Origin of the sequence: Bradyrhizobium sp. CCGB12, from assembly GCF_024199845.1 — a bacterium.
GTDB lineage: Bacteria > Pseudomonadota > Alphaproteobacteria > Rhizobiales > Xanthobacteraceae > Bradyrhizobium.
This window is the reverse complement of record NZ_JANADO010000001.1, coordinates 1,239,094-1,265,296: the sequence shown is the minus strand read 5'-3', so window position 1 is coordinate 1,265,296 and position 26,203 is coordinate 1,239,094. Positions and strand designations below refer to the sequence as shown.

The following is a 26,203-nucleotide window of genomic DNA, read 5'->3' as shown; positions in this document are numbered from 1 at the left end:
TGCCCTGCTCCAGAGATGCGAACGTGAAAACAATCAGCGTCATCACGCCCTGCTACAACGAAGAGCTGAACGTCAGGGATTGCTATGAGGCGATCCGGCAGATCTTCGAGCGCGAGCTGCAGGGTTACCGGCGCGAGCACATCTTCTGCGACAACGCCTCCGATGACCGCACCATGGAGATCCTGCGAGAGATCGCCGCACAGGATCCCGCGGTGAAGATCATCGTCAACGCACGCAACTTCGGACCGCTGCGCAACACATACAACGGGGTGATGGCGAGCAGCGGCGACGCCGTTCTCCTGTTCATGCCGGCGGACCTTCAGGACCCGCCTGAACTGCTTCCACAATTCGTCAAGCTGTGGGAAGCCGGCAACGAGATCGTCTACGGTATCCGTGCTGTCCGGGAAGAGAGCCGCCTGATGCGCGGGCTCCGCAACGCCTATTACCGCGTGCTGACCAGATTCTCCGAGCTCAAGGTCCCTCCGGGCGTCGGCGACTTCCAACTGGTCGACCGGCGTGTCGTCGAGGCCATGCGTCACGTCCGTGACGCCTATCCGTTCATGCGGATGATGACGTTCGAGTGCGGTGGTCGCATGGTCGGCGTGCCCTACACCTGGCGCGAGCGCAAAAAGGGGTTTTCGAAGAACCGCGCCAGCGCGCTCATCGATCAGGGCCTCAACGGACTCGTGTCCTTTACCACGGCACCGGTACGCTTCGGCCTGTTCGCGGGCTTTCTGATCTCGGCCGTGAGCATTGCATACGCGGTCGTCAATTTCATCATCGGCCTCGTGCTCTATCGGAAGCTCGCCGAGCCCGGCATCCTCACGCTGATCGTCGCCATGTTCTTCTTCGGCGGCGTGCAGCTGTTCTTCATGGGCATGATCGGCGAATACGTGCTCGCGATCTACGGACAGGTGCGCGGAAAGCCCGTGGTGTTCGAACGCGAGCGCGTCAATTTCGACCCGCCGCCATCTTCGGGAACGTAAGGCCGAGGCCGCCTCACCGCCTCGCCAGCGATTGCTCGATCCGTGCGACGATCGCCTCGACCGACAGGCCGGCAGCGTCGAGCAGCGCCTCGCGCGATCCCGCATGCGAGGTCTTGCCTCCCTGCTCGGGAATGCCGATGCCCGTGATCGGCGGCCGCTGCGCATCGCCGGCGAACGCGCCCGCCACCAGGGTGAACAGACCTCCGCGCAAAATGTGCTCCTCGAGCGTCACGATCAGCGAGGCACCGCGCACGGCGTCGCGGGTCGCAGTCTCGTCGAGCGGCTTCAGGCAGGAAATGCTGACCACACCGACGTCCCTGCCGCGCCCGGCGAGCTCCGTGGCGGCCTCCAGCGCGCGCGAGGCGATCGGCCCGGATGCGAGGATGACGACCTCCCGTCCCTCGCGCAGGACCCGCGGCTTGCGGAGGTCGGTCACCGCGGCCCCGAGATTCGGCTCACCCTGCCGGCTGAGCCGCAGATAGGACGGCTTGCCGCTTGTTGCGATCAGGCGCGTCGCAGCCCGCACCTCCATGGGATCGCAGGGCACGAACACCTCGATGCCCGGCAGCATCGACATGATGCCAGCGTCCTCCAGTGCGTGGTGGGTGTAGCCCTGGCTGCCATAGGCATAGCCGGCACCGACCGCCACGACCTTGACGTCGGCACCGTGATAGCAGACGTCGTTGCGCAGCTGCTCGAGGCAGCGCAAGGTCGGGAAATTGCCGATCGAGTAGATGAAGACCGTCTTGCCCGACAGCGCGATGCCGGCGGCGATTCCGGCCATGTTCTGCTCGGCGACGCCGACATTGAGATAGCGCTCGGGAAATTTTGCCGCAAAGGGCTCCAGCACGGAATAGCCGAGATCGCCGCAGAGCAGCCAGATATCAGGGTTCTCGCTCGCAGCCTGCGACAGGCTCTCGATGAACGTCGTCCTCATGCGCCGACCTCGGCCAGCGCCTGCGCGAGCAGCTCATCCGAGGGCGAGCGGTAGTGCCATTCGAGCTTGTTCTCCATGAAGCTCACGCCCTTGCCCTTCACGGTGTGGGCGATCACGACGGTCGGACGGCCCGATGGTGCCCGCACGGCGCTCAGAACGCGCTCGAGCGCGTCGAGGTCGTGACCGTCGATCTCCTCGACCTGCCAGCCGAACGATCGCCACTTCTCCGCGAAGGGATCGAGGTTGAGCACCTCGGCGACCGAGCCAAAGCTCTGGATCTTGTTGAAATCGACGATGACGCAGAGGTTGTCGAGCTTGTGATGGGGCGCGAACAGGATGCCCTCCCAGTTCGAGCCCTCGTCGCATTCGCCATCGCTGAGCAGGCAGAACACGCGACTGCCAGCGCCTGCCGAACGCGCCGCGAGGGCCATACCGATCGCAATCGGCAATCCATGGCCGAGCGAGCCGGTCGAAACCTCGACGCCGGGCACCGCATGGCTGACGTGACCGGTGAAGATCGAGCCGTCACGGCAGTAGGTGTCGAGCTCGGCGAGGGAAAAGAAGCCGAATTCGGCGAGTGTTGCGTACATGATTGCGGTGGCGTGGCCCTTGCTGAGCACGAAGCGATCGCGGGTCGGGCTTTGCGGCTCAGCGGGATCGACACGCAGGATCCGCGTGTACAGCACCGCCAGGATGTCCGCCATCGAGAGGCAGCCGCCGATATGGGAAGCCTTCGCGGCGTGCACCATGCGCAACGCGTGCGCACGGATTCGCCGGGCGAACTCCTTCGGCTCAGGACGATTTGCGGGAAGAGGTGGTCGCGTCATGCCAGTTTACCGTTTCGCGTAGGCCTTCATCCAATGACACTTCGGGCCGCCAGCCCAACGCGAGCGTGCGCGAAACGTCCGCAGCCAGGACCATAACTTGATCGGGCCGGTACGCCAACTCGCCGAAGCCGAGCACTGCGCCGGGGTCAATGAGATCACGCAACCGCGTCACCGTCTCGCGCAGCGGCGGCGCGTCCGGACTGCCGACGTTGAAGATCCCGTTCGCAGCGTCATGCGTGATCGCCAGCCGGAAGGCGCTCGCGGCATCGCGCGCGTGCAAAAATCCCCAGCGCTGCTCGCAGGCGGTCAGTGCCATGTGTTGTCCGGAGCGCAAGTTACGGATCATGCTCGGGATCAACCAATGATCGGCATCCCTAGGGCCGTAGGTCGAGAAGATCCTGAACCAGGCCGCACGCAGCCCCCGCTCCTCGCACAGGCGCATCGCCATCGATCCGGCCGCCAGCTTCGCCATGCCGTACAACGTCGTCGGTCGCGGCGCGTCGTCCTCGCGGATCGCGCGGTCATAGGGCCCATACTCCGCCTGCGATCCGGCGCCGACGAAGATGCTGGCGCCGGCCTCGGCTGCGAGTTCGGCGAGTCCCACCGTATCGGCCACGTTGATGGCCTGCACCGGGCTGTTGCGGTCGGCGCCGGCCACGCCACGCCAGGCCATGTGCGCGACCGCCTCCGGCGCGAAAGCCCCGAGCGCTTCGCGCAGCCCGTCCAGATCGGCCAGACTGCCCGGAATCACGTGCAGCCGGTCATAGACCTCGCCAAGACGCCGATGGGAACTTGCGGGCCGCAACAGCACGGCCACCTCGTGTCCCCGCGCCACGAGGTCTGCAACGAGGTAAGAGCCCAGAAAGCCGCTCGCACCGGTGACGAAAATACGCATGGCCCCGGGTAGATCAGCTACCCCGGGGCCGTCAATGTCCCGCTTCCCAACGGCGCACCGGCCGGAGCCGGATTTCGCCCATCGAGCCCGGTCCGAGCTTGATTATCCGGCCCATGCGGCTAAACGGAGGGCCGGATCGACGTTCGACGACGCAGGGGTAGACGTATGAGCGACTTCAGGCTGGCCATGGTTTCCGCAGGCTTCGAGCACGGCGGCAACGTCACCCATCGTCACTTCGATGGCCATCCCGACCTGCTCGTCTATCCGTTCGAGTCGCAGCTCGGCAACCGCAACTTCAACGATTTCCTCGCCTCGGTCGAGCGTGTTCAATACCGCTATCCCGAATTCCCGGAGGGGCTGACGGCGATCGAGCTCTACGAGCAGATGATCGACGAAGAGCTCAAGACGTTCCTGCGCAAGCGCAACGGCTCCAAGTTCCGCGATGCCGACTGCGTGCTCGACGAGAAGAAGCGCGTCGCCGAATTCGTTCGGCTGTGCGGCGAGGCGCCGATCCCGCGCCGCCAGGTGATCGAGGCCTTCTTCCGTTCGACCTTTACGGCTTGGGAGAATTATTACACCAAGCCGCGCCCGGGCATGGTGCATGTCGGCTACTCGCCCGCCATCGGCATCGATGCCGACCGCATGGTGCGCGACTTCCCGAACGTTCGCATCCTGCACATCGTGCGCAATCCGTTCTCGGCCTATCGCGACACCAAGCGCCGTCCTTTCCCGCAGCCGCTGACCAAATACCTGATCACCTGGAACGTCTATCACTCCACGGTCGAGATGTTCGCCAGGATGTATCCGGAGAACGTGCGCATCTTCCGCTACGAGGATCTCGTCGAGGACAAGCGCAAGTTCATGACGGAAGCGGCCGCCTTTATCGGCGTGCCCTTCGCAGACACCATGCTTTATCCGAGCTGGAACGGCGTCGAGATCAAGGACTCCATCGCGCCCTGGGGCACCGTGCTCAAGAGCACCAAGGACTACAATCAGGCCGTCATCCAGGAGCTTTCGGACGACGAGCGCAAGCAGATCGCGCAGGGCACCGCGGCGCTGGCCCGCCATTTCGGCTACGACCGCATCGACTATCTGAGCCCGCTCTATCGTGCTGAGTAAGATCGCGTTCTTCGAAGCCGACGACCGCCCCGACATCGCCGCCGAACGCGCGCGCCTCCTGCCCGCGCTGTGGCGGCATCTGCAATCATCAGGCAGCGACGCTACCGTCACCCCGGTGCCGGACGGCACGCTCGGCATCTGCTTTGCGGCGGACATCTCCGGCGAAAAGCGGTTCATGAAGACGCATCTTCCGGGCGCGACCGCACGTAGCAGCCTCGCCAAGGAAGCCGACATCCTCTTGCAGCTCTACGGCGAGACGATCGTGCTCGACCGTTTCGAAATCCCGCTCGTAGACGGAACGGAGCGGCTCTGTCTGATGATGCCCGCGCTTGCACCGCTGGCGGCCCCCGTGCCGCCTGCTGATGCCGCCACGATGGCAGACGCACTCAGCGAGCGGCTCAGGGACTGGCGACCGGGACATCTTGCCTCGTTCGAGCACTATCTGGCATCCGCCGAACAGGCCCTGGAAACGCTGCAGGAGCGTGGTCTGCTGGAGCGGACCAGCGCCGCCGAGGTGCGCCGGCTGATCGTGCTGCTCGCAGATCGTCTTCGGGACTTGCCCCAAGCCCTCTGCCACGGCGATTTCGGACCGAAGAACATCATGCTCCAGGCAGCCGAGCCGCGCGTTATCGACTGGGAAGACGCCTTCCACGGCATTGCCGGCTACGACTATCTATACTGGCTGACCTTCATGGAAAATCGGCCAATCCTGCAGAGGGATCCCTTCGGCCGAACCGGCCTCGCGCAGGACGTTGAGCGCGCCATCCTCGCACTCGTGGTCCTGCTCAAATCCTATCTGGCGGTCCTGTCAGGCGCGCATCTGAAGCACGCACTGTCGGCCGAGGCGCGCATCGCCGAAATTCTCGACCTGCCACGCTGATCATACTTGCGCGGTACCGACGACCTCATCGAGCTGATCGAGCGAGAATTTGCGCAGGTCGCGCCCGTCACGCAGCGCCTTGTACCAGTCGACGGTACGACGAAGACCCTGCGCCAGATCCAGCCGCGGTCTCCAGCCGAGTTCGCTCCGCGCCTTCGCGCAGTCGAGCCTGAGATAGGCTGCTTCGTGCGGATGTGGACCGGGGTCCGCCGTCCACTGCGCGCCGTCGCCCCATAGCGTGATCAGATGATCGACCACCGTCCCGACGGACACCTCGCTCGCGGCATCGGGCCCGAAATTCCAGCCGCCGACGAAGCGCTGATCGTCCGCCAGCCGCTCGACCAGCGTCAGATAGCCGAGCACGGGATCGAGCGCGTGCTGCCAGGGCCGCACCGAATTGGGGTTCCGGATACGCAGCGCTTCGCCCGCGAGGAACGCCTGCATCGCATCGGGCACCAGGCGGTCGCGCGCCCAATCGCCGCCGCCGAAGACGTTGCCGGCGCGCGCGGTCGCGACGCGCGCAGCGCCCTCCGCATTGAAGAAGCTGTGCCGATAGGAATACGTCGCGAGCTCGGCGCAGGCCTTGCTGTTGCTGTAGGGATCGTTGCCGCCGAGGCGATCGTCCTCGCGGAAAGCGGTGCCGGCGCCGTTGTTCTCGTAGCATTTGTCGGTGGTAACGATCAGGATCGCCTGCACGGAGCGCAAATGCCGCGCGGCCTCCAGCACATGCACCGTCCCCATGACATTGGTCGCAAAGGTCTCGACCGGCTCCTCATAGGAGGGGCGCACCAGGGCCTGTGCCGCCATGTGGATGACAATGTCGGGCTCGGCCTCCGCCATCGCAGCGCGCAAGGTCGGGAGATCACGGATGTCGGCGAGGCGGTGCTTGACGTCGTCGGCGATGCACGCCGTCACGAACAGCGCAGATTGGTGCGTTGGCGGCAGCGCATAGCCGTAGACGCTGGCGCCCAGGCGGCGCAGCAGCAGCGAGGCCCACGCGCCCTTGAAGCCGGTATGTCCGGTCAGGAAGACCTTCTTGCCGCGCCAGAATGCGGGATCCGTCACCAGACCCTCCACTTGGCGCGGTTGCCCGCCCACTCGCCCTCGAGGAAATTGCGATCGCGCAGCGAATCCATCGGATGCCAGAAGCCGGGATGGACATAGGCGCGCAGATCGTCGCCGCGCGCGAGCTGCTCCATCGGCTCGCGCTCCCAGATCGTCTTGTCGCCGGCAATCAGGTCCCCGACCGACGGCGACAGCAGGAAGAATCCGCCATTGATCCAGCCGCCGTCGTCACTCGGCTTCTCCTCGAAATTGACGACCCGGTCGCCCTCGATCGCGACCGCGCCGAAGCGCTTGGCCGGGCGCACCACCGAAACGGTGGCTCTCCGCCCATGCGCCTTGTGGAAGGCGATCTCGGCGGCGAGGTCGATGTCGGCGACGCCGTCGCCATAGGTCAGCGCGAAGAAGGGCTCGTTTGCGACGTAAGGCAGCACGCGCTTCAGCCGGCCGCCGGTCTGGGTGTCCTCGCCGGTATCGACCAGCGTGACCCGCCATGGTTCGGCGGTTTCGCGATGCACTTCCATCCTGTTCTCGGCGAGATGGAACGTCACGTCGGACATGTGCAGGAAGTAGTTCGCGAAATACTCCTTGATCATGTAGCCCTTGTAACCGAGGCAGATCACGAAGTCGTTGAAGCCGTAATGGCTGTAGATCTTCATGATGTGCCACAGAATGGGCCGGCCGCCGATTTCGACCATCGGTTTCGGCCGTGTGCTGGTCTCCTCGGCGATTCGGGTGCCCAGGCCTCCCGCGAGAATTACGACTTTCATTGATCTGCTCCGAACGGGGAGACTCTTCCTCGCACCCCAGACGGCTTCTATACGAACCGGCCCCGCCTGAAAAACCGTCAGCGGTGGCAGACGCACACCCCTATACGGTATTTGAATACCATGCGGCAAACCTATTGGCGTTTCCTTGCGTAATCGATACCACTCAGCCCGCCCCGCCCGCGGACAATCTGGAACCGATCATGCCGTTTGAAAGCTACAAGAACAGCCGCATCCTCGTGACCGGGGGCGCCGGGTTCATCGGATCGCATATCTGCGAGCGACTGCTCGATGCGGGGGCCGAGGTGGTGTCTGCGGACAATTATTTCACCGGCAGCCGGCGCAACATCGCCCATTTGATCGCCAATCCGCTGTTCGAGGCGGTCAGGCACGACGTCACCTTTCCGCTCTACATCGAGGTCGACGCGATCTTCAACCTCGCCTGCCCGGCCTCGCCGATCCACTACCAGCGCGATCCCGTGCAGACCACCAAGACCTCGGTGCACGGCGCCATCAACATGCTCGGCCTCGCCAAACGGCTCAAGGCGCGCATCTTCCAAGCCTCCACCAGCGAGGTCTATGGCGATCCGCTGATCCATCCCCAGACCGAGGACTATTGGGGCAACGTCAACCCGATCGGCATCCGCTCCTGCTACGACGAGGGCAAGCGCTGCGCCGAAACGCTGTTCTTCGACTATTGGCGCCAGCACGGCCTGCCGATCAAGGTCGCGCGGATCTTCAACACTTACGGCCCGCGCATGCAGCCCAATGACGGCCGCGTGGTGTCGTCCTTCATCGTCCAGGCGCTCAAGGACGAGCCGATCACCGTGTTCGGCGACGGCGGACAGACGCGCTCGTTCTGCTATGTCGACGATCTCGTCGAGGCCATCATACGGCTGATGGTGACTGCGGAAGACGTCACCGGCCCGATCAATCTCGGCAATAATTCCGAGTTCACGATCCGCGAGCTCGCCGAGAAGGTCATCGAGCTCACGGGCTCGCGCTCCAAGCTCGTGTTCAAGCCGCTGCCGCAAGACGACCCGCGGCAGCGCCAGCCCGACCTCGCCAAGGCGAAGGCGGTGCTGAACTGGGAGCCGAAGGTCGCGCTCGAGGACGGCCTGAAGGAGACGATCGCCTATTTCAAGCGTTCGCTCGAAATCGCCTGATCCCGCTCGCAACCTCAAAACGTCCGAAGCGAGCCTGTCCGCCATGAACGAGCCGTCCAGCATCATCAGGGACCTACGATCGCGGCTGGATTCGAAGGTTGCGCTCACGCTCCTGGTGCTGCTGCACAGCGCCCTCACATGCCTGTCGCTGATCAAGGTCGCGACCTTCCAGGCCTACATCCACTTCGACGGCGAGCGCGTCTGGATCGCTGTCGCCGTCGCAATCGCCTTCTCGATCGTCTCGCTTTTGTTCGCCGCCGCCCGCTTCAGTTTCGGCTATTTCGTGAGTTTCTATTTCTACACGATGATCCTGGGCTTCCTGTGGATCGACGTCTTCTCCGAATACAGCTACCCGCGATTGCTCGCCGGGCTCTCGGCAGCGCTATCGCTCGTGCTCCTCCTGTTGCCGGCGCTGTTCGTCCAGGCGCCTCTCCGCCAGCGCATCGCGCTGTCCGCTGCCGGCTTCGAGCATCTGCTCACGCTGATCCTGGTGATCTCCATTGCCACCATCGCCGTGGCTTCGACCTATAATTTCCGCATGGTCGCGGTTGCGAACATCTACGACTATCGCGACTCGCTCCAATTTCCCGGAGCCGTACGGTATCTCACGGGCTGGGCGTCGAGCACGCTGCTGCCGTTTGCGTTCGCGTGCTACTGGCTGCTCGGCCAGCGCTTTCGCGCCGGCCTGGTGCTGGTCCTGCTCCTGTTGTTCTATCCCATCACGCTGACCAAGTTCGCGTTCTTCACGCCGGCCTGGCTGATCGCGCTGGCGGTGCTGTCCCGGTTTGTGGAGGCGAGAGCATCGGTCATCGCATCGATCTTCGTCCCGATGCTGCTCGGCCTCGTCGTGATCGTCGTCACCGGTGCCAGCCTCAACAGCATCCCCGGCAAATATTTCGACCTCGTCAACATCCGGATGATGGCGACGGCATCGAGCGCACTCGACATCTACAACCATTTCTTCGCGAGCCATCCGCTGACCTGGTTCTGCCAGATCTCCGTCCTCAAGCCGCTGATGCATTGTCCTTATGAGGAGCCGCTCGCGGTGGTGATGCAAAACACCTACGGCTTCGGCAATTTGAACGCATCGCTGTTTGCGACCGAGGGCATTGCGTCGGTCGGTCCCTGGCTCGCGCCGTTGACCGCGCTGGCATCGGGTCTCGTGCTGGCGCTCGGTAACCGCGCCTCGGCGGGGCTACCGCCCCGCTTCGTCCTGATGTCATCAGGTGTGCTGCCGCACGTCCTGCTCAACGTGCCGCTCACCGTCGCCATGTTCACCCATGGCACCGCTATCCTGTTTCTGCTCTGGTACATGGTACCCCGCAGCCTGTTCGAACCGAAGCCGTGACGCCGTGCGCATCCTGATCCTCAACGCCGACTATCCGCGCTTTCTCTCTTGGCTATACCGCCGCCGGCCGGGCCTTGAGAACGAGCCTTATGCGGCGCAGATGGCGGCGCGGAACGCCAGCCTGTTCGGCGTCGCCGATTTCTACTCGCGCAATTTCGCCGGCCTCGGGCACGTCGCCGCCGACATCCATGTCAACAATCCCTGGATGCGGACAGCCTGGGCGCGCGAGCACGGCCTTGCCGTCACTGATACGCCGCCGCCCGGCGCGCCCGCCGCCCGCGACGCCGTTCCCGGCTGGCTGCAACGTGCGGTTGCACCGTTCAAGCCGGCACTGCGGCCGCTGGCGCGCAAGATCGGGCTCAGCCCGCGGCTCGATGCGGAAGCGGAAAAGATTCTGCTGGCGCAGATCGAGGACTTCAAACCGGATCTCGTCCTCAACCAGGATCTGTTTCACGTCGACACGCGTCTGGCGCGCAGGATCAAGCAGATCGGTCGCCCGATCCTGATCGGTCAGATCGGCATCTCACCATCGCGCGGCGAGGACTGGTCGGTCTACGACCTCATGATCTCGCAGATGGCGGCCGTCGTGGAGTTCTTCCGCAGCCAAGGCGCGCGCGCAGAGGTGGTTCATCTCGCCTTCGAGCCAGCGATCCTCGACACCCTGCCCGCGCCGCCCTCGCAGGATTTCGACGTCACGTTCGTCGGCGCGGTCTCGGCGGATCACCAGCTCCGCGTCGCGCAGCTCGAGGCGGTGGCACGGCGCCACGATCTCAAGCTGTTCGGCAGCGGCCTGCATTCCCTTCCCGCCTCCTCGCCGCTGCACCGCTGCTACCAGGGCGAGGTGTGGGGCGTGGAGATGTACCAGGCTTTGCGCGCCTCGCGCGTCACGCTCAATTCGCATATCGACATGGCCGGGCGCGAGGCCGGCAATGCACGTCTGTTCGAGGCGACCGGCGTCGGCGCATTCCTGCTCACCGACTTCAAGGACAATCTGCACACCTTGTTCGCTCCCGAGCGCGAGGTCGTTGCATGGCGCAGCGTCGAGGACTGCCTTGCCATGATCGATCGGTATCTCGCCGACGATGCGGCGCGCCTGTCCATTGCGAAGGCGGGACAGGCCAGGACCTTTGCCGCCCACACCTTCCGCCGGCGTGTCGAGGAGATCCTCACGTTCATTGATTGAAGTCCCGTCGGCGGGCGCAGCAATCGTCCTCGTCCGTCCGCCCTTGACGGTCCCGGCCAAAATGGCCAAAGTGCGCAGCAGGATAGCTATCTTACTCTAATCACAGCGATTTTTGTCGAGGCCCACGATGGAACACGTCGAACATGTTCGATTCGGCGACCAGCTCTACGCGATCATCGTGCGCGCCTCGTTCCGCGAGCCGGGCATCCACTTCTTTTCGACGCCGGAGTTGTCGCAGCAGCTCGCCTTCATGAGCCATCCGCAAGGAAAGACCATCGAGCCGCACCGCCACAACAAGGTGACGCGGGAGGTGCACTACACCCAGGAGGCCCTCCTGATCCAGAAGGGCAAGCTCCAGGTCGACTTCTACACCGTCGAGGAAAAATATCTCGAAAGCCGCGTGCTCGGTGCCGGTGACATCATCCTGTTGTGCAGTGGTGCGCACGGCTTCCATGTGCTCGAACCGCTCGAGATGTTCGAGATCAAGCAGGGTCCCTATTCCGGCGAGGACGACAAGACCCGGTTCGCCGAAGCCTCCCCATCCGAAATCCGGATCAAAGGCCCAGGCCTGTGACCGCACCGTTCATTCCCGTCAACACGCCGCTGCTCGACGGCAACGAGGCCGACTATCTCGCCGAATGCATCCGGACCGGATGGATCTCCTCGGAGGGACCGTTCATCAAGCGCTTCGAGCAGGCAATGGCCGAAGCCGCGGGGCGACGGCACGGCATCGCCGTAACCAACGGTTCGGTCGCGCTCGACATCGCCGTCCATTCACTCGGGCTCGCGGAAGGCTCCGAGGTCATCATCCCGACCTTCACGATCATCAGCTGCGCCGCCGCCGTGGTGCGCGCCGGCCTCGTGCCTGTTGGCGTCGACTGCGATCCTGCGACCTGGAACATGACCGTCGAGGGCGTGGAAGCCGCCATCACGCCGCGCACGCGCGCGATCATGCTGGTTCATATCTACGGTCTGCCGGTCGACCTCGATCCGATCCTGGCGCTCGCCCGCAAGCACGATCTGAAGGTGATCGAGGATGCCGCCGAGATGCACGGCCAGACCTATCGCGGTGCGCCCTGCGGCGGCTTCGGCGACGTCTCGACCTTCAGCTTCTACCCCAACAAGCACGTCACGACCGGTGAAGGCGGCATGATCCTCACCGACGACGACGCGCTCGCCGATCGCCTGCAAGGCTATCGCAATCTCTGCTTCCAGCCGCAGCAGCGCTTCGTCCACGAGGAGTTCGGCTGGAACGCGCGCATGACCAACCTCCAGGCCGCGCTCGGCGTTGCCCAGGTCGAGCGCCTGCCGCGCACGGTCGAGATGAAGCGCCGGATCGGCGGGCTCTATGACCAGCATCTCGGAGGACTCAATCGCATCCGCCGCCCGGTCGCCCGCACCGGCTATGCCGACAACATCTATTGGGTCTACGGCATCGTGCTGAACGACGACGTCCCGTTCGACGCCAAGGAGGCGATGCGCCGCCTCGGCGAAAAGGGCATCGGAACGCGGCCGTTCTTCTGGTGCATGCACGAGCAGCCGGTGCTGCGCCGTCTGGGCCTGATGCTCGACGAGAGCCATCCGAACGCGGAATACATCGCCCGGCGCGGCTTTTACCTGCCGAGCGGACTTGCCCTGACCGACGACGAGATCGCCCGCGCGGCGGAGGCGCTGAAGGAGATTTTGGCGTGACGGTGTTCGCCGAATACGCGCCCTGGTACGATCTCCTCTATCAGGACAAGGATTACGCGGCGGAGACGGCGTTCGTGGAGGCGCGCTTGCGCGACCACCGCGTCACCTCGGGCAGGCTGCTCGATCTCGGCTGCGGCACCGGCCTGCACGCGCTCGCCTTCGCCCGCCAGGGGTGGAACGTTGCCGGCATCGATCTCAGCCATGACATGATCGCGAGCGCCAAAGCGCGCGCTGAACAGGCCGGGCTGTCCATTCCGTTCCGGCAAGGCGATGCCTGCGAAGCGGGCCCCGAGCGGGACTTCGACGCGGTCGTGTCACTGTTCCACGTCGCGAGCTACCAGACCAGCCGCGATGCGCTGGCGGCGATGCTCCGCACCGCGCACGCCGCGCTGAAGCCGGGCGGGGTGTTCTTCTTCGATTATTGGTATGGCGGCGCCGTGCTGGCCCAGGGCGTCGAGACCCGGGTCAAGGTGATCGAGCAAAAACCGCTGCGTCTGACCCGCATCGCGCAATCCGACCATGACGAACCAGCCGCGACCGTCACCGTGAACTACACGCTGTTCTGCGAGGACATGGATCGCGCCACGATCCGGCGTGTCGACGAAGCGCACCATTTGCGCTACTGGTTTCCGTTCGAGATCGACGCTGCGCTTGCCGCAAGCGGCTTTCAACCCGCCACTCACGCCGCGTGGCTGACCGAGGACGCGCCGCACACGAAGAGCTGGGCGGCCTACGCGATCGCCAGAAAGAGCGTCACACCGTGAGACCGCTGCGGCTCGCTGTCATGCTGGAACAGGCCCTCGAGGTCGGCGGCGGTTTTCAGCAGCCGCTGAGCGACCTGCTCTGGCTGCGCGACTGGGCGTCCAAATCGGGCAACGAGATCGTGGTGTACTCGCCCTATCCGAAGACGCTGGACATCCTGAAGGAGTTCGGCGTCGCGGCGCGCCTCCTCAAGTTCGGCCCGCTCGACCATGTCTTCCTGTTCCTGAAATATTGCGGGCCGTTCGATCTCGTCCAGATCGCATCGAAGCTGAAATCACCGTTCGAGCGCACGCTGATCCGCGACGGCATTGACGTCGTGCATTTCACCTCGACCTCGAAGCGGCATTTGCTGCTCTACGACCTGCCCTTCATCATTACCATCTTCGACGGCTGCCATCGCGACGCGCCGGAGTTTCCGGAAGTGAGGACCTTCGGCGAATTCGAGCGCCGCGAAATCCTGTTCGGCCTCGCCAGCACCAAGGCGGCGGTCGTGATCGTCAACGCGCCCGAGCTGACCGACGATCTCTGCCGGCGTTACGCCATGGAAAGAGAGCGCGCGGTCTGCATCCCGTTCTCGCCCTCCACCTATGTCAGCCAATCCCTGCCCGATGCCGCCACCGACGCGGCGGCGCTGTCAAAGTACCGGCTCGAGCCCGGCTATCTGTTCTATCCGGCGCAGTTCTGGCCGCACAAGAACCACATGACGCTGCTCGCCGCGCTCGCACTCCTGCGCGAGCGGGGCATCACCGAACGGCTGGTGCTGTGCGGCTCGGACCGTGGCGGCCGCGACAAGATCGACGCGGCGATTCGCGCCTACGGATTGTCCGATCAGATCTCCATCATCGGCTTTGTCGAGTCGGCCGAACTCGGCGCGCTCTATCGCGGTGCCGCGGCGCTGGTGATGCCGAGCTATTTCGGCCCGACCAATCTTCCTCCCTTGGAAGCCTGGGCCGTTGGCACCCCGGTGATCTATCCCGAGGCGTTCAAGGCGCAGGCCGGTGATGCCGCGATCCTGTTCGACTATGACGATCCGCGCTCGCTGGCGGAGGCGATCATCGCTCTGCGCACCGACGGCACGCGCGAACGGCTGCGCGCGGCCGGCCATCTCAGGCTCGCGCAGTTTGCGGCGGAGACCGAAGCGGGCCGTCTTCAATTCGCCCGCCACCTGGAACGGTTGAAACACCGTCTGGCATTGACCGCGCGTTGAATGGCAACCGCTAGGCCGGAATCAGCGCCCGCAAGCGCTCGCGCAGCGCCGTGCTCAGCAGCGGGCTTGCGAGCAGGCCGACCGCGGCCAGCCAGATCGCGCACTCGACGACGAAGTGAATGAGCCCACTCCCCGGCACGAGCACGGTGATCGCCTGCCCGATCAGCCAGCCCGAGGCCACGATGGCGCCGGCCATGAGCATCAGGAAGGCGATGTGCCTGAACGGATGATGCAGCGTCTGGCGCATCACCATCAGCGCGAGCAGTCCGAACTGCACGAGGATGTCGCTTGCAACCACGGCGAGCGCGGCGCCGAGCGGCCCGAGCCGCGGGATCAGGACGATGGACAGCGCCAGGAAGACGACGAGCTGAAGTCCCTTGGTCCGGATCAGGAGGTCGCCGCGATTGCTGTGGTTGGCAAAGACCAGCGCCAGCAGCGACGGGGCGACGGCCGCCGAGCCGAGCAACAGGGTCACCGTGAGCGGGGCGTCATAGGGGATGCTGCCATGGGTCCACAGCGCGAAGAAGTCGGGCCAGAACGGCAGCAGGCCCGCTACGATCAGGCACGCGAGGCCCGTCACGAACACCGAGCCGTGGGCGTAGAGGCGCCGCAGCCGCTCCTTGTCGCCGATCGCATGATCGTGGCCGAGCTCGGCGGCGAGCGGCAGCGTCACCTGGAGGCAGAGGCCGCGCACCAGGCTCGCGATCACGCGCGTCAGGCCCCATTGCGCCACCGCGACGCGGTTCGTGACCAGCGCGGAGACCAGCAGCACCGGGACGTTGACCAGCGCGAGCTCGGTGATGTTGGCGACCGCGAAGGGCAGCGCGCGGCCAAACTGCCCGATGCTCCAGCGCAGGGATGGCGACACGAATGGTGGCTTGCCGGCACGACGCAGGAACGGAAAGAGTCGCGGCGCGTCGAACGCAGCGAGGAAGATGGCAAACAGCAGCTGCATCGACACGAAGGCAATCGCGACTGCGAGCAGGCTGCCAAACGTCGCAAGCGCAGCGAGCTGCGCGATCTGTCCGAGCAGCAGGGCAGCATTTTGCAGCCAGACCGTCCGGCCATACCGGCCGCGCACGCGATAGAGGCCGGAGACGAGGTTGGCGGGCAAGGTCAGAAGCATGCCCAGAATCATCACCAGCATCGCGGCATCGAATGTCGGCGTCGCGTGAAAGCCGAGCACCGCCGATGGCGGCGCCAGGATAACGGCCGCGCACAAGAGGACACCGAGCCCCGCGATGATCGCGAGATAGATCCGCATCAGGGCTGAATAGAAATTCGCCGTGCGCCCGTCGCAATCGGCGCAGGACTTGAACGCGAGAAAGCGGTTGATCGCGCGAAGCTGCAATCCTGCGTCCGCCACGACGATGAGGCTGCCGGCCGCATAGATCGTGAGCCAGCCCGCAAGCATGTCGCCGGTCCAGACATGCAGGAAGGCCGGGATCAGCAGCAGCTGCTGGGTCAGCCCCAGCACCATCTGGACCAGGTTCGCCGACCAGCCGTGCAACAGCCGGCGGGCGCGGCCGGCGCCGCTCGCACCGTCGGCCTTTCCGGGCGCCTCAAACTGCGTGTCGGTCAAGCCGCGTCCTTCCCGGCGAGCGATCGGCCTCGCCAATCGAGGAGTCCTGGCATCTCACACGCGCGATAATCGTCATGTCCGAGGCGGCTCTCACAAAAAAGCGCGAAACAACCCCATGCAAAGTAGACGGACACAGCTTTGTCAATGACTTAGCTGCCGCCCTGGTCGCTTTGCGGATTTTGCGAATCGATTTGACACGTCGGGCAAAACAGGGGCATCATGTCACGATGGCGATGGTGCCCGATCCGGGCCCGTCATGCCCTGCCCCACTCAGCCAGCCTCAGGCGGTACTGCTCATCGCGCGGCGAAGCGCCCCCATTGCCGGAGCTTGCGGCTCGCTGAGGGCCTATCGGTTCAGCGACGAGACGCGCGTTGTCAGCGGAGCAGGAAGCCGTGCTCCTGCAGAGCATGGAGAAGGTCAACTGGGCTGATCTGCGCCGTGACGTCCTGGCTTGCCGGCGCCTCAGCGAATGCCGACGATGAGGACGTGGCCTGCGCGCCAACCCAACCGGGCATCGTATCGGGCACCTCCGCCGAGCTGGAGGATGACGATCCCCCCTGATCGAAATTGAACACGAAACCGTTGGTCCAGGGCGCGGCGCCGACAGCGCCGTCGCCGTTGAGATCCTGATGAAGCGTCGGCTCCAGCGCTTTCAGCGCTGCATCATTCCCCAGCATCTCGGGAGCCGAGCCGAGAGTCCTGAGGAAGTTGCCGGCGCTGTCCGTGCTCCAGACCGAATAATGCGCGTTCGACGAATCCTTCCAGACCACGTCGTACCCACCACCCGACACCTGCTCGGCCGCGATGACTGACCAGGTGGTGTAATTGGCCGTGTTCACCACATTGCCTGCATATTTCAGCGTTGGCCCGGTGCCGGTCGAGAGGCTGTTCAGATAGTAGTTGCCACCTGACACCACCAAGCTGGTCGATCCGAACGTCTCGATGGTGACGGGGCTGGCGACCGGCACCCCAATCGTGCCGTCGCCGTTGAGATCCTGCTGCAGCATCGGCTCCAGCGCCTTCAGCGCTGCATCGTTCCCCAGCATCTCGGGAGCCGAGCCGAGAGTCCTGAGGAAGTTGCCGGCGCTGTCCGTGCTCCAGACCGAATAATGCGCGTTCGACGAATCCTTCCAGACCACGTCGTACCCACCACCCGACACCTGCTCGGCCGCGATGACTGACCAGGTGGTGTAATTGGCCGTGTTCACCACATTGCCTGCATATTTCAGCGTTGGCCCGGTGCCGGTCGAGAGGCTGTTCAGATAGTAGTTGCCACCTGACACCACCAAGCTGGTCGATCCGAACGTCTCGATGGTGACGGGGCTGGCGACCGGCACCCCAATCGTGCCGTCGCCGTTGAGATCCTGCTGCAGCATCGGCTCCAGCGCCTTCAGCGCTGCATCGTTCCCCAGCATCTCGGGAGCCGAGCCGAGAGTCCTGAGGAAGTTGCCGGCGCTGTCCGTGCTCCAGACCGAATAATGCGCGTTCGACGAATCCTTCCAGACCACGTCGTACCCACCACCCGACACCTGCTCGGCCGCGATGACTGACCAGGTGGTGTAATTGGCCGTGTTCACCACATTGCCTGCATATTTCAGCGTTGGCCCGGTGCCGGTCGAGAGGCTGTTCAGATAGTAGTTGCCACCTGACACCACCAAGCTGGTCGATCCGAACGTCTCGATGGTGACGGGGCTGGCGACCGGCACCCCAATCGTGCCGTCGCCGTTGAGATCCTGCTGCAGCATCGGCTCCAGCGCCTTCAGCGCTGCATCGTTCCCCAGCATCTCGGGAGCCGAGCCGAGAGTCCTGAGGAAGTTGCCGGCGCTGTCCGTGCTCCAGACCGAATAATGCGCGTTCGACGAATCCTTCCAGACCACGTCGTACCCACCACCCGACACCTGCTCGGCCGCGATGACTGACCAGGTGGTGTAATTGGCCGTGTTCACCACATTGCCTGCATATTTCAGCGTTGGCCCGGTGCCGGTCGAGAGGCTGTTCAGATAGTAGTTGCCACCTGACACCACCAAGCTGGTCGATCCGAACGTCTCGATGGTGACGGGGCTGGCGACCGGCACCCCAATCGTGCCGTCGCCGTTGAGATCCTGCTGCAGCATCGGCTCCAGCGCCTTCAGCGCTGCATCGTTCCCCAGCATCTCGGGAGCCGAGCCGAGAGTCCTGAGGAAGTTGCCGGCGCTGTCCGTGCTCCAGACCGAATAATGCGCGTTCGACGAATCCTTCCAGACCACGTCGTACCCACCACCCGACACCTGCTCGGCCGCGATGACTGACCAGGTGGTGTAATTGGCCGTGTTCACCACATTGCCTGCATATTTCAGCGTTGGCCCGGTGCCGGTCGAGAGGCTGTTCAGATAGTAGTTGCCACCTGACACCACCAAGCTGGTCGATCCGAACGTCTCGATGGTCGTTGACACCAGGCTGGAGCTCGCGATGGTGCCATCCGCAAACTGGAAATATTCAACGCCGGTGACGGTGTCGGTGCCGTTGGGCACACCACTGCGCTGGTCGGTCAGAGTGAACGTCTGGGTCGCCGCATTGTACGAGACCAGATAGTTGGCCCGGCTGCCTGAATAGACCGCGGTGTCGGTGCCCGAGCCGCCATTGATGACGTCGTTGCCTCCACTGCCGGTGATCGTGTCGTTGCCGCCGCCGCCGTTCAACGCGTTGGCGATGGCGTTGCCCATCAGCGTGTCGTTGCCGGACCCGCCGATGGCGTTGTCGATGTAGGACCGCGCGTCGCCGTTATAGAGATAGGCGTTGTAGACGTTGCCCGATGCGTAATGGCCGTTGCCGAGATTGGCCAGTTGCACCGAGGAGAATAGCGACGACGCACCGGGATTGAGGTTGATGCTCAAATTCGTCGTATAGTTCGACAGGTCATAGGTATCGACGCCGCCGCCGTCCCAGACCGTCTCGTAAATGCGATTGGCCGAGCCGCCGACGCCTCCGCCCGGCGCGAGCTGCCCGACGCCGTTGATTAACGCCTGCCCCGTGGTCGGATTCCAGGTGTAGACCGTGTTGCTGCTCTGGGTCGTGAAGTTCGCGCCGTACATCGTCTGCAGCGCGAGGATATCGTTGGCCATATAGGTCTGTGAAAAGCCGTACGCCTCGTTGGTGTATCCGCCCGTGGTCGAAGCGCCGACATAGCTGCGATAGCTCATGACGGTATATTCGCTATCGTCGTGCGCGCTCGGCACTGCGACGTTGGCCGGACCACCGGTCTCCTGGCTGTGCTTGAGGCCGACGGCGTGGCCGAGTTCGTGCAGCGCGGTCGCAAAGTAATAATTGCCGAGCTTGGCCAGCGAGTAGTCGTATTGAGTCCCGAACCAGATGTCGCCGCCAGACGCATAATTGCCGGGATAGTAGGCGTAGGAGGTCGGGTTGGCCGACGGCGACTGCGCGATCATGATGTCGGCGCCGTTCGTGCCTGCGTACTGGACGTTGGCGTTGGTGTAGCCGTTGATCAAACCGATGGCGTAGTTGACCGCCGCCTGCATCTGGGTCGGCGCCGAGGCGAAGCCCGAAGTGGTCGGCTCGCTGCTGCCGCCGGAATAGGGATTGGAATAGTCGCCGGGCGCGTCGGGAAAGCTGTAGGTGATCGTGCCGGTCCACTTGTAGCCGGACAGCAGGCCGTCGATGTCGGCGTTGTTGGTCTTGGTGACCGTGACCGCGGTTGCCAAAGCGAATCTCCGAAGCGGCGAGCCCCGTTTGATTCGGGGCGTGGACAGTTAATTCTAGCTGGAGAGTTGAACGTTCGGTTTAAATGGAGCAAGCGGACTGCACTTCTATAACACGCCGTTAGCTATTAAATCCCGTACTCATACGGGATACGAGCAAGAACCTCGGTTCCCGCGGCGCCCTTAATATGCAGGGTTTCATGAAACGACGTTCACTCGCGGCCGGCCTGTTTGGCGCCCTTGCGGCTTTCGCCGGAGTCGATCACACGCCCTTCGGAGGATTGCCCGTCATGGTGGAAAAGGCCAATGCGGATGACAGCGGCAAGGCGGGACGCTCGCCCACCATGCCAATGGCCCGCGATCCCTCCGCTGCGGTGGCGGAGGAGTACGAAGCCGCTCGCCGGAAGGGAACGCGGGAGGCGTTCGAACTCTTCATCGCGCGCCATGGCGATGACCCGCTGGCCGAGCAGGCGCGCGCGGAACTGAAGCGCCTGCCGCGCTGATCCTTTCACGCAGCGCTGCAAACCGCGCCAGGCATTGCATTTCGACAGGCGGCATCCGCGCCGGCCCAGACTTGTCGCATGGCCTTTCGGCACTATGGTAGGCCCGCAATCTGTCCCGGAGCCCTTCAAGATGCCCTTCCCGCATGCCTCGGAAGCCCTGTCTCGCTTCACCGTGCTCGATCTGACCCGGGTCCGGTCCGGGCCTACCTGCGTGCGTCAGCTCGCGGATTGGGGCGCCAATGTCATCAAGATCGACGCGCTGACCGAGGATTCCGGTGGCGAGCAGCCCGGTGGGCCCCGGCGGGGGTCCGACTTCCAGAATTTGCACCGCAACAAGCGGGCGATGACATTGAACCTGAAGGACGAGCGCGGACTCGCGGTGTTCAAGCGCCTGGCCGCCAAGGCCGACGTCGTGGTCGAAAACTTTCGCCCCGACGTGAAGAAGAAGCTTGGCATCGACTATGAGAGCCTCGCCAAGATCAACCCGCGCATCGTCTATGGCAGCATCTCCGGCTTCGGCCAGGATGGCCCCTATCACAAGCGGCCCGGTTTCGATCAGATCGCCCAAGGCATGGGCGGGCTGATGTCGATCACCGGCGCGCCGGGCCAGGGACCGATGCGGGTCGGCATCCCCGTCGCCGACCTCACCGCCGGCCTGTTCTGCGCCATGGGCATCCTCACCGCGCTGCTCGAGCGCGAGGTCTCCGGCAAGGGCCAGTGGGTGCAGACGTCGCTGCTGCAGGCCCAGATCTTCATGCTCGACTTCCAGGCCGCGCGCTGGCTGATGGAGAAGGAGGTCGCCAAGCAGGCCGGCAACAACCACCCGACCAGCATCCCGACCGGCGTGTTCAAGACCTCGGACGGCTACATCAACATCGCCACCACGGGCGGGCGGATCTGGGAGCGCTGCGCACAGGCGATCGGCGCGCCAGAGCTCTTCGACCATCCCGACTACGCAACGGCCCCTGCCCGCTCCAAGAACCGCGACGCGCTCAACGCCGAAATCGAGAAGCGCACGGTGGCGAAGTCGACCGAGACCTGGGTCCGCGAACTCAACGAGGCCGGCGTGCCCTGCGGGCCAATCTATGCCATCGACCAGATGTTCGAGGACGCGCAGGTCAAGCATCTCGGCATCGCGCAGGACGTGCCGAACGACGATGACCGTCACATCCGCCTGGTCGGCCAGCCCGTGACCCTGTCGCGCACGCCGAGCAGGATGGTGGCGCGGCCGCCGGAATTCGGCGAGCAGACCGAGGAGGTGCTGAAGGAGTTCGGCTTCGCCGCCGACGAGATCGCCAGGCTTCGCGACGCGAAGGTGGTATGAGCGCCTCGCCTGACGTCGAGAGTGCCCCCTAGCGCGGTGCCGGCTTGCCTCCCTGCGTCAATCCGATACGGCCCAGCAAGCCGTCGATCACCGGCCAGAACAGCAGCACGATCGCCAGCGTCGTGATCGAGCCGACCAGCCCGTTCGACCAGAACACCTTGAGGGTGCCGCCCGAACCGATCATCGACAGGCGAAAGGCATCCTCGGCGCGGTTGCCGAGCACCAGGGCCAGCGTGAACGGCGCCAGGGGAATGCCGATCTTCTTGAAGACATAGCCGACCAATCCGAAGCCCAGCATCAGCCAGATGTCGAACATCGCGTTCTGGATCGCATAGGCGCCGATCGCGCAAGACACCACGATCATCGGTGCCACCGCGGCAAACGGCACGCGCAGGATCGAGGCGAAGATCGGCACCGTCGTCAGCACCAGCACGAGGCCGACGACATTGCCGAGATACATCGAGGCGATCAGGCCCCAAACGAAATCCTTGTGCTCGACGAACAGCAGCGGGCCGGGATTGAGGCCCCAGACCATCAGGCCGCCGAGCAGGATCGCGGCGGTACCGGAGCCGGGAATGCCGAGCGCCAGCATCGGCAGCAGCGCCGCGGTGCCGGAAGCATGCGCCGCCGTCTCCGGCGCGAACACGCCCTCGATGCGGCCCTTGCCGAAGCTCTCGGGCTCCTTGGCGAAGCGCTTTGCCAGATTGTAGCCCATGAAGGACGCCGCGATCGCGCCGCCCGGGGTGATGCCGAGCCAGCAGCCGATGAAAGAGGAGCGCACCAGCGTCACCCAATATTTCGGCAGGTCCCTCCACACGCCGAGTACGACGCGGAGCGAGATGCTCGCCGCGTGCCCGCGCAGCGCCAGCCGTTCCTCCATCGTCAGCAGGATTTCGCTGATGCCGAACAGGCCGATGACGGCGACCAGGAAGTTGATGCCGCGCAGGAGCTCGGCCGAGCCGAAGGTCATGCGCAGATTGCCGGACACGGTGTCCATGCCGACGCCGGCGAGCAGCAGGCCCAGCGACATCGAGATGACGGTCTTGTGCTTGGCCTCGCGCCCGAGGCCGACGAAGGAGCAGAAGGTCAATAGATACACGGCGAAGAACTCGGGCGGGCCGAACTTCAACGCGAAGGAGGAGATCATCGGCGCGAGGAAGGTGATCAAGAGCACCGCGACCAGCGAGCCGATGAAGGAGGACGTGAACGCCGCGGTCAGCGCTTCCGCCGCCCTGCCCTGCTGCGCCATCGGATAGCCGTCGAAGGTGGTCGCGACCGACCAGGCCTCGCCGGGAATGTTGAACAGGATCGAGGTGATCGCGCCGCCGAACAGTGCGCCCCAATAGATGCAGGACAGCATCACGATCGCCGAGGTGGGATCCATCGTGAAGGTGAGCGGCAACAGGATCGCAACGCCGTTGGGGCCGCCGAGGCCGGGGAGCACGCCGACGAAGATGCCGAGCACCAGCCCGACCATCATCAGCACGAGCGTCTTCCACGTCAGCAGGACGGCGAAGCCGTGAAGCAGGAGACCGAGAGCTTCCATCGCGGACCCGTCCTAGCGCCCGAAGGCCGCTTCGAGCGGCCCTTTCGGCATGATGACGTCGAAGGCGACATCGAAGGTAACGAACATGATCGCCGTGAACACGACAGCGGTGAGCAGCGACTTCCACAGCGCGATCTTGCCGACGAAGCGCATGAAGCCGGAGATCAAAAGGAAGCTCGCGACATAGAGGCCGAGGAACTGGGTCACCAGGCAGAACAGCAGCGTCGGCACGAATACCGCCATCACGCGGCGGGCTTGCGCCCGCGTGACGAAGCTCTCGCGCGCGGTGCGGTGCGCGACGAGCGCCACGATCAGGCCGTAGAGGCTGCCGCCGCCGAGAATGATGGAGAGGTAGAACGGGAAATAGCCGGGCTCGGGCCCGGTCGCATCCCAGGACGCGCCGGTGCGCCAATTGTCGTAGCCAAGCGTGACGGCAAGCGCGAGCAGCAGGAGGCAGACGATGACCTCGATCGTGGCCGAAGAGACGACGGAAGGGGAGTCGTCTTCAGGCGCGGTCGGATCCTCGACGACGATTTCAAGTTCGGTTTGGGACATGCTCTAACAACAAACGCTGTGGCCAATCCCCTCTCCCCGCTTGCGGGGAGAGGGTTAGGGTGAGGGGGAGGGGGAGTCTCCACGGAGACGGTGAAAGTTGGACTCGTGGAGAGTCCCCCTCACCCGGATCGCGCTGGACGATGCTTCGCATCGGCAGGTGCAATCCGACCTCTCCCCGCAAGCGGGGCGAGGTGAAGAAAACCGGTCACTTCGCGACGAAGCCGGCTTCCGTCATCAGCGACTTGTTGACGGCGTCGTCCTCCTCGAGGAATTTCACCATGTCCTTGCCGGTGAGGAAGATCGGCTTCAGCGCTTGCTTCTCCATGTAGTCCTTGTACTCGGCGGTCTGCGTCACCTTGTGGAACAGATCGACATAGAACGCCTGCTGCTCCGGCGTGACCTTGCCGGGCAGGAACATCGCGCGCAGCATCAGATACTGGACGTCGACGCCCTCCTCCTTGCAGGTCGGGATGTCGGCCCAGGACTGCGTCTCCGTCACCTTCGTGGTGTAGGCGATGCGCTCCTTGTCGAACACGCAGAGCGGACGCACCTGGCCGGCGCGCCAGACCTCGAGATTTTCGGAAGGATTGTTGACGTTGGATTCGGTGTGATTGCCGACGAGCTGGGTCGCGGCCTCGCCGCCGGACTTGTAGGGCAGATAGGAGAACTTCGCGCCGGTCTTCTGCTCCAGGAAGACGGTCAGCACGTGATCCTCACGCTTGGAGCCGGTGCCGCCCATCTTGAACGGCGCGCTTGCCGCCTTGGCGGCGGCGACGAACTCCTTCACCGTCTTGGGACCCGCGCTGTTGTCCCACAGCACGAACTGGTCGAGCGCGATCACCGAGACCGGGGTCAGCTCGCGCCAGTTGAACGGGATCTTCGCCGACAGCGGCAGCATGTAGATCAGCGAATAGGCGATCAGCACCTTGTTGGGATCGCCCTCGCTCGATTTCATGTACATCAGCGCTTCCGCGCCCGATGCGCCGCCCTTGAGCGAGACGACCATCGGCTGCTTCATCAGATTGTTCTTCTGGATCGCAGCCTGCATCATCCGCGCCATCTGGTCGGAGGCGCCACCCGCACCCGCCGCCACCACGATCTCGACGGGCTTTGCCGGTTCCCAGCCGGCGAAAGCCGGCGTGCTCAACAACAGCGCCGTCGCGGCGCCGACGGCTTTCACTGGAATTCGCACGAGTTTCGTCCCCTGATGTTTTTTGACTTTGTGTTGCGGAAAATTCTATCTCTGCATTGTGCGGACTAATACTGACGAGTTCAAGCAGGCGGGCAATTCGACGCATATGACTTTCGACTGACGGAGCCGAAAGCCCATGATGCTTTACCTGCCCTTCCAGATCGGCGCGCGCTTGTTGAGGAAGGCATCCATGCCTTCGCGGAAGTCTTCGCTCATATAGGCTTTCAGGATCAGATCCTCGCCTTCTTCGCGCGACAGCGTGCGACGGATGCGGCGCACCGCTTCCTTGGTCGCTTCCAGCGTGAGCGGCGCGTGGCTGGCGACGAGCCTTGCGGTCTCGTCGGCGCGACGCTGCAACGTCTCAACGTCGGGCACGACTTCGTTGAGCAGGCCGAGTGCGAGGGCTTCCGGCGCCTCGACGAGGCGCGCCTTGAAGATCATATCCTTGGTGCGGGCGGGACCCACCAGCGCGACGACGCGGCTGATGTTCGACATCGACAGGCAGTTGCCGAGCGTGCGCGCGATCGGAAAGCCCATCCGCGTCGTCTCGGTACCGATGCGGAGATCGCAGCAGGCCGCGATGCCGGCGCCGCCGCCGGTGCAGGCACCGGCAATGGCCGCGATCACGGGCACGCGGCACTGCTCGAGCGTGCCGAGCACGCGGTCGATGCGGGCCTCATAGTCAAGCGCATCCTGCGCGGTTTTGAACGCACGGAACTGAGAAATATCGGTGCCGGAGGCAAACGCCTTGTCGCCGGCCCCGGTCAGGATCAGCGCCTTGATCGAGCGATCGGCGTTGATCTCCTGGCAGATCTCCGCCATGCGGTCATACATGGCGAAGGTCATTGCGTTGCGCGCCTGCGGGCGGTTGAAGGTGATCCGCGCGATGCCGTCCTGGACGGAGTAGAGCAGGTCTTCGTTCGTCGTCGGTGCGTTCATCGCGCGTCTCTTCTTCTATTTAGGTCGGTTCAGGC

At 64.4% G+C, this 26,203-nt stretch carries 23 protein-coding genes; 12 read left to right on the top strand and 11 right to left on the bottom strand.

Annotated elements, in window-relative coordinates:
- Positions 1–23: 23 nt before the first annotated feature.
- Positions 24–986 carry a glycosyltransferase family 2 protein gene (locus NLM27_RS05905; protein WP_254142455.1) on the top strand — a complete coding sequence of 321 codons (963 nt, stop codon included), beginning with the start codon at positions 24–26 and terminating at the stop codon, positions 984–986.
- Positions 987–999: 13 nt separating this feature from the next.
- On the opposite strand, the gene NLM27_RS05900 is transcribed toward NLM27_RS05905, so the two are convergent.
- The 3 genes from NLM27_RS05900 to NLM27_RS05890 are packed head-to-tail and all read right to left on the bottom strand — an operon-like array spanning position 1,000 to position 3,645.
- The gene (locus tag NLM27_RS05900; RefSeq protein ID WP_254142454.1) at positions 1,000–1,923 is read right to left on the bottom strand and encodes a transketolase family protein; all 924 of its coding nucleotides are present in this window, start codon (positions 1,921–1,923) and stop codon (positions 1,000–1,002) included.
- Positions 1,920–2,750, bottom strand: a complete 831-nt coding sequence (locus tag NLM27_RS05895; RefSeq protein ID WP_256569934.1) for a transketolase — start codon at positions 2,748–2,750, stop codon at positions 1,920–1,922. Before NLM27_RS05895 ends, NLM27_RS05900 begins: the two co-directional genes overlap by 4 nt.
- A complete protein-coding gene (locus tag NLM27_RS05890; RefSeq protein WP_254142452.1) occupies positions 2,716–3,645 on the bottom strand; it encodes an NAD(P)-dependent oxidoreductase in 930 nt (309 codons plus the stop codon). Before NLM27_RS05890 ends, NLM27_RS05895 begins: the two co-directional genes overlap by 35 nt.
- Positions 3,646–3,810: 165 nt before the next feature.
- Between NLM27_RS05890 and NLM27_RS05885 the strand changes: the two genes are divergently transcribed.
- Both NLM27_RS05885 and NLM27_RS05880 read left to right on the top strand, forming a co-directional pair.
- Positions 3,811–4,764, top strand: coding sequence for a sulfotransferase (locus NLM27_RS05885; RefSeq protein ID WP_254142451.1), 954 nt, complete (start codon positions 3,811–3,813; stop codon positions 4,762–4,764).
- Positions 4,754–5,644 carry a phosphotransferase gene (locus NLM27_RS05880; protein ID WP_254142450.1) on the top strand — a complete coding sequence of 297 codons (891 nt, stop codon included), beginning with the start codon at positions 4,754–4,756 and terminating at the stop codon, positions 5,642–5,644. Before NLM27_RS05885 ends, NLM27_RS05880 begins: the two co-directional genes overlap by 11 nt.
- Here NLM27_RS05880 and rfbG read toward each other — a convergent pair whose 3' ends face one another.
- Together rfbG and rfbF are read right to left on the bottom strand one after the other, a co-directional pair.
- Positions 5,645–6,709, bottom strand: coding sequence for a CDP-glucose 4,6-dehydratase (gene rfbG / locus NLM27_RS05875; RefSeq protein ID WP_254142449.1), 1,065 nt, complete (start codon positions 6,707–6,709; stop codon positions 5,645–5,647). It lies immediately after the preceding gene.
- The gene (gene rfbF / locus NLM27_RS05870) at positions 6,706–7,476 is read right to left on the bottom strand and encodes a glucose-1-phosphate cytidylyltransferase (RefSeq protein WP_254142448.1); all 771 of its coding nucleotides are present in this window, start codon (positions 7,474–7,476) and stop codon (positions 6,706–6,708) included. The genes rfbG and rfbF overlap by 4 nt, the downstream gene beginning before the upstream one ends.
- Before the next feature lie 200 nt (positions 7,477–7,676).
- Between rfbF and NLM27_RS05865 the strand changes: the two genes are divergently transcribed.
- The 7 genes from NLM27_RS05865 to NLM27_RS05835 all read left to right on the top strand — a co-directional run bounded on the left by NLM27_RS05865 (position 7,677) and on the right by NLM27_RS05835 (position 14,831).
- On the top strand, positions 7,677–8,639 hold the full coding sequence (locus tag NLM27_RS05865) for a UDP-glucuronic acid decarboxylase family protein (protein WP_254142447.1): 963 nt from the start codon (positions 7,677–7,679) through the stop codon (positions 8,637–8,639).
- Positions 8,640–8,682: 43 nt separating this feature from the next.
- Entirely contained in the window at positions 8,683–9,987 is a 1,305-nt protein-coding gene (locus NLM27_RS05860; protein ID WP_254142446.1) for a hypothetical protein, read from the top strand.
- A gap of 4 nt (positions 9,988–9,991) precedes the next feature.
- Positions 9,992–11,170, top strand: a complete 1,179-nt coding sequence (locus NLM27_RS05855) for a glycosyltransferase (RefSeq protein ID WP_254142445.1) — start codon at positions 9,992–9,994, stop codon at positions 11,168–11,170.
- Positions 11,171–11,297: 127 nt separating this feature from the next.
- Positions 11,298–11,744 (top strand): hypothetical protein, encoded by a 447-nt coding sequence (locus tag NLM27_RS05850; protein ID WP_254142444.1) that lies wholly within the window; start codon positions 11,298–11,300, stop codon positions 11,742–11,744.
- The gene (locus NLM27_RS05845) at positions 11,741–12,862 is read left to right on the top strand and encodes a DegT/DnrJ/EryC1/StrS aminotransferase family protein (protein ID WP_254142443.1); all 1,122 of its coding nucleotides are present in this window, start codon (positions 11,741–11,743) and stop codon (positions 12,860–12,862) included. The genes NLM27_RS05850 and NLM27_RS05845 overlap by 4 nt, the downstream gene beginning before the upstream one ends.
- Positions 12,859–13,626, top strand: a complete 768-nt coding sequence (locus NLM27_RS05840) for a class I SAM-dependent methyltransferase (RefSeq protein ID WP_254142442.1) — start codon at positions 12,859–12,861, stop codon at positions 13,624–13,626. Before NLM27_RS05845 ends, NLM27_RS05840 begins: the two co-directional genes overlap by 4 nt.
- Complete coding sequence (locus tag NLM27_RS05835) at positions 13,623–14,831, top strand: glycosyltransferase (protein ID WP_254142441.1); 1,209 nt, start codon at positions 13,623–13,625, stop codon at positions 14,829–14,831. Before NLM27_RS05840 ends, NLM27_RS05835 begins: the two co-directional genes overlap by 4 nt.
- Positions 14,832–14,841: 10 nt before the next feature.
- Here NLM27_RS05835 and NLM27_RS05830 read toward each other — a convergent pair whose 3' ends face one another.
- Both NLM27_RS05830 and NLM27_RS05825 read right to left on the bottom strand, forming a co-directional pair.
- Positions 14,842–16,413, bottom strand: a complete 1,572-nt coding sequence (locus NLM27_RS05830; RefSeq protein WP_254142440.1) for a hypothetical protein — start codon at positions 16,411–16,413, stop codon at positions 14,842–14,844.
- Positions 16,414–16,788: 375 nt separating this feature from the next.
- Positions 16,789–20,112, bottom strand: a complete 3,324-nt coding sequence (locus NLM27_RS05825; RefSeq protein ID WP_254142439.1) for a M10 family metallopeptidase C-terminal domain-containing protein — start codon at positions 20,110–20,112, stop codon at positions 16,789–16,791.
- A 197-nt stretch (positions 20,113–20,309) separates the two neighbouring features.
- On the opposite strand from NLM27_RS05825, the gene NLM27_RS05820 reads away from it, so the two are divergent.
- Together NLM27_RS05820 and NLM27_RS05815 are read left to right on the top strand one after the other, a co-directional pair.
- Positions 20,310–20,612, top strand: coding sequence for a hypothetical protein (locus NLM27_RS05820; protein WP_254148763.1), 303 nt, complete (start codon positions 20,310–20,312; stop codon positions 20,610–20,612).
- A gap of 130 nt (positions 20,613–20,742) precedes the next feature.
- Positions 20,743–21,936 (top strand): CaiB/BaiF CoA-transferase family protein, encoded by a 1,194-nt coding sequence (locus NLM27_RS05815; protein ID WP_254142438.1) that lies wholly within the window; start codon positions 20,743–20,745, stop codon positions 21,934–21,936.
- A gap of 28 nt (positions 21,937–21,964) precedes the next feature.
- Here the strand turns inward: NLM27_RS05815 and NLM27_RS05810 are convergent, their stop codons facing one another.
- The 4 genes from NLM27_RS05810 to NLM27_RS05795 form a co-directional block, all read right to left on the bottom strand.
- Complete coding sequence (locus tag NLM27_RS05810; protein WP_254142437.1) at positions 21,965–23,482, bottom strand: tripartite tricarboxylate transporter permease; 1,518 nt, start codon at positions 23,480–23,482, stop codon at positions 21,965–21,967.
- A gap of 12 nt (positions 23,483–23,494) precedes the next feature.
- Entirely contained in the window at positions 23,495–24,037 is a 543-nt protein-coding gene (locus tag NLM27_RS05805) for a tripartite tricarboxylate transporter TctB family protein (protein ID WP_254142436.1), read from the bottom strand.
- A 205-nt stretch (positions 24,038–24,242) separates the two neighbouring features.
- Positions 24,243–25,229 carry a tripartite tricarboxylate transporter substrate binding protein gene (locus tag NLM27_RS05800; RefSeq protein ID WP_254142435.1) on the bottom strand — a complete coding sequence of 329 codons (987 nt, stop codon included), beginning with the start codon at positions 25,227–25,229 and terminating at the stop codon, positions 24,243–24,245.
- Positions 25,230–25,373: 144 nt separating this feature from the next.
- The gene (locus tag NLM27_RS05795) at positions 25,374–26,168 is read right to left on the bottom strand and encodes an enoyl-CoA hydratase/isomerase family protein (protein ID WP_254142434.1); all 795 of its coding nucleotides are present in this window, start codon (positions 26,166–26,168) and stop codon (positions 25,374–25,376) included.
- Between the last annotated feature and the right edge of the window lie 35 nt (positions 26,169–26,203).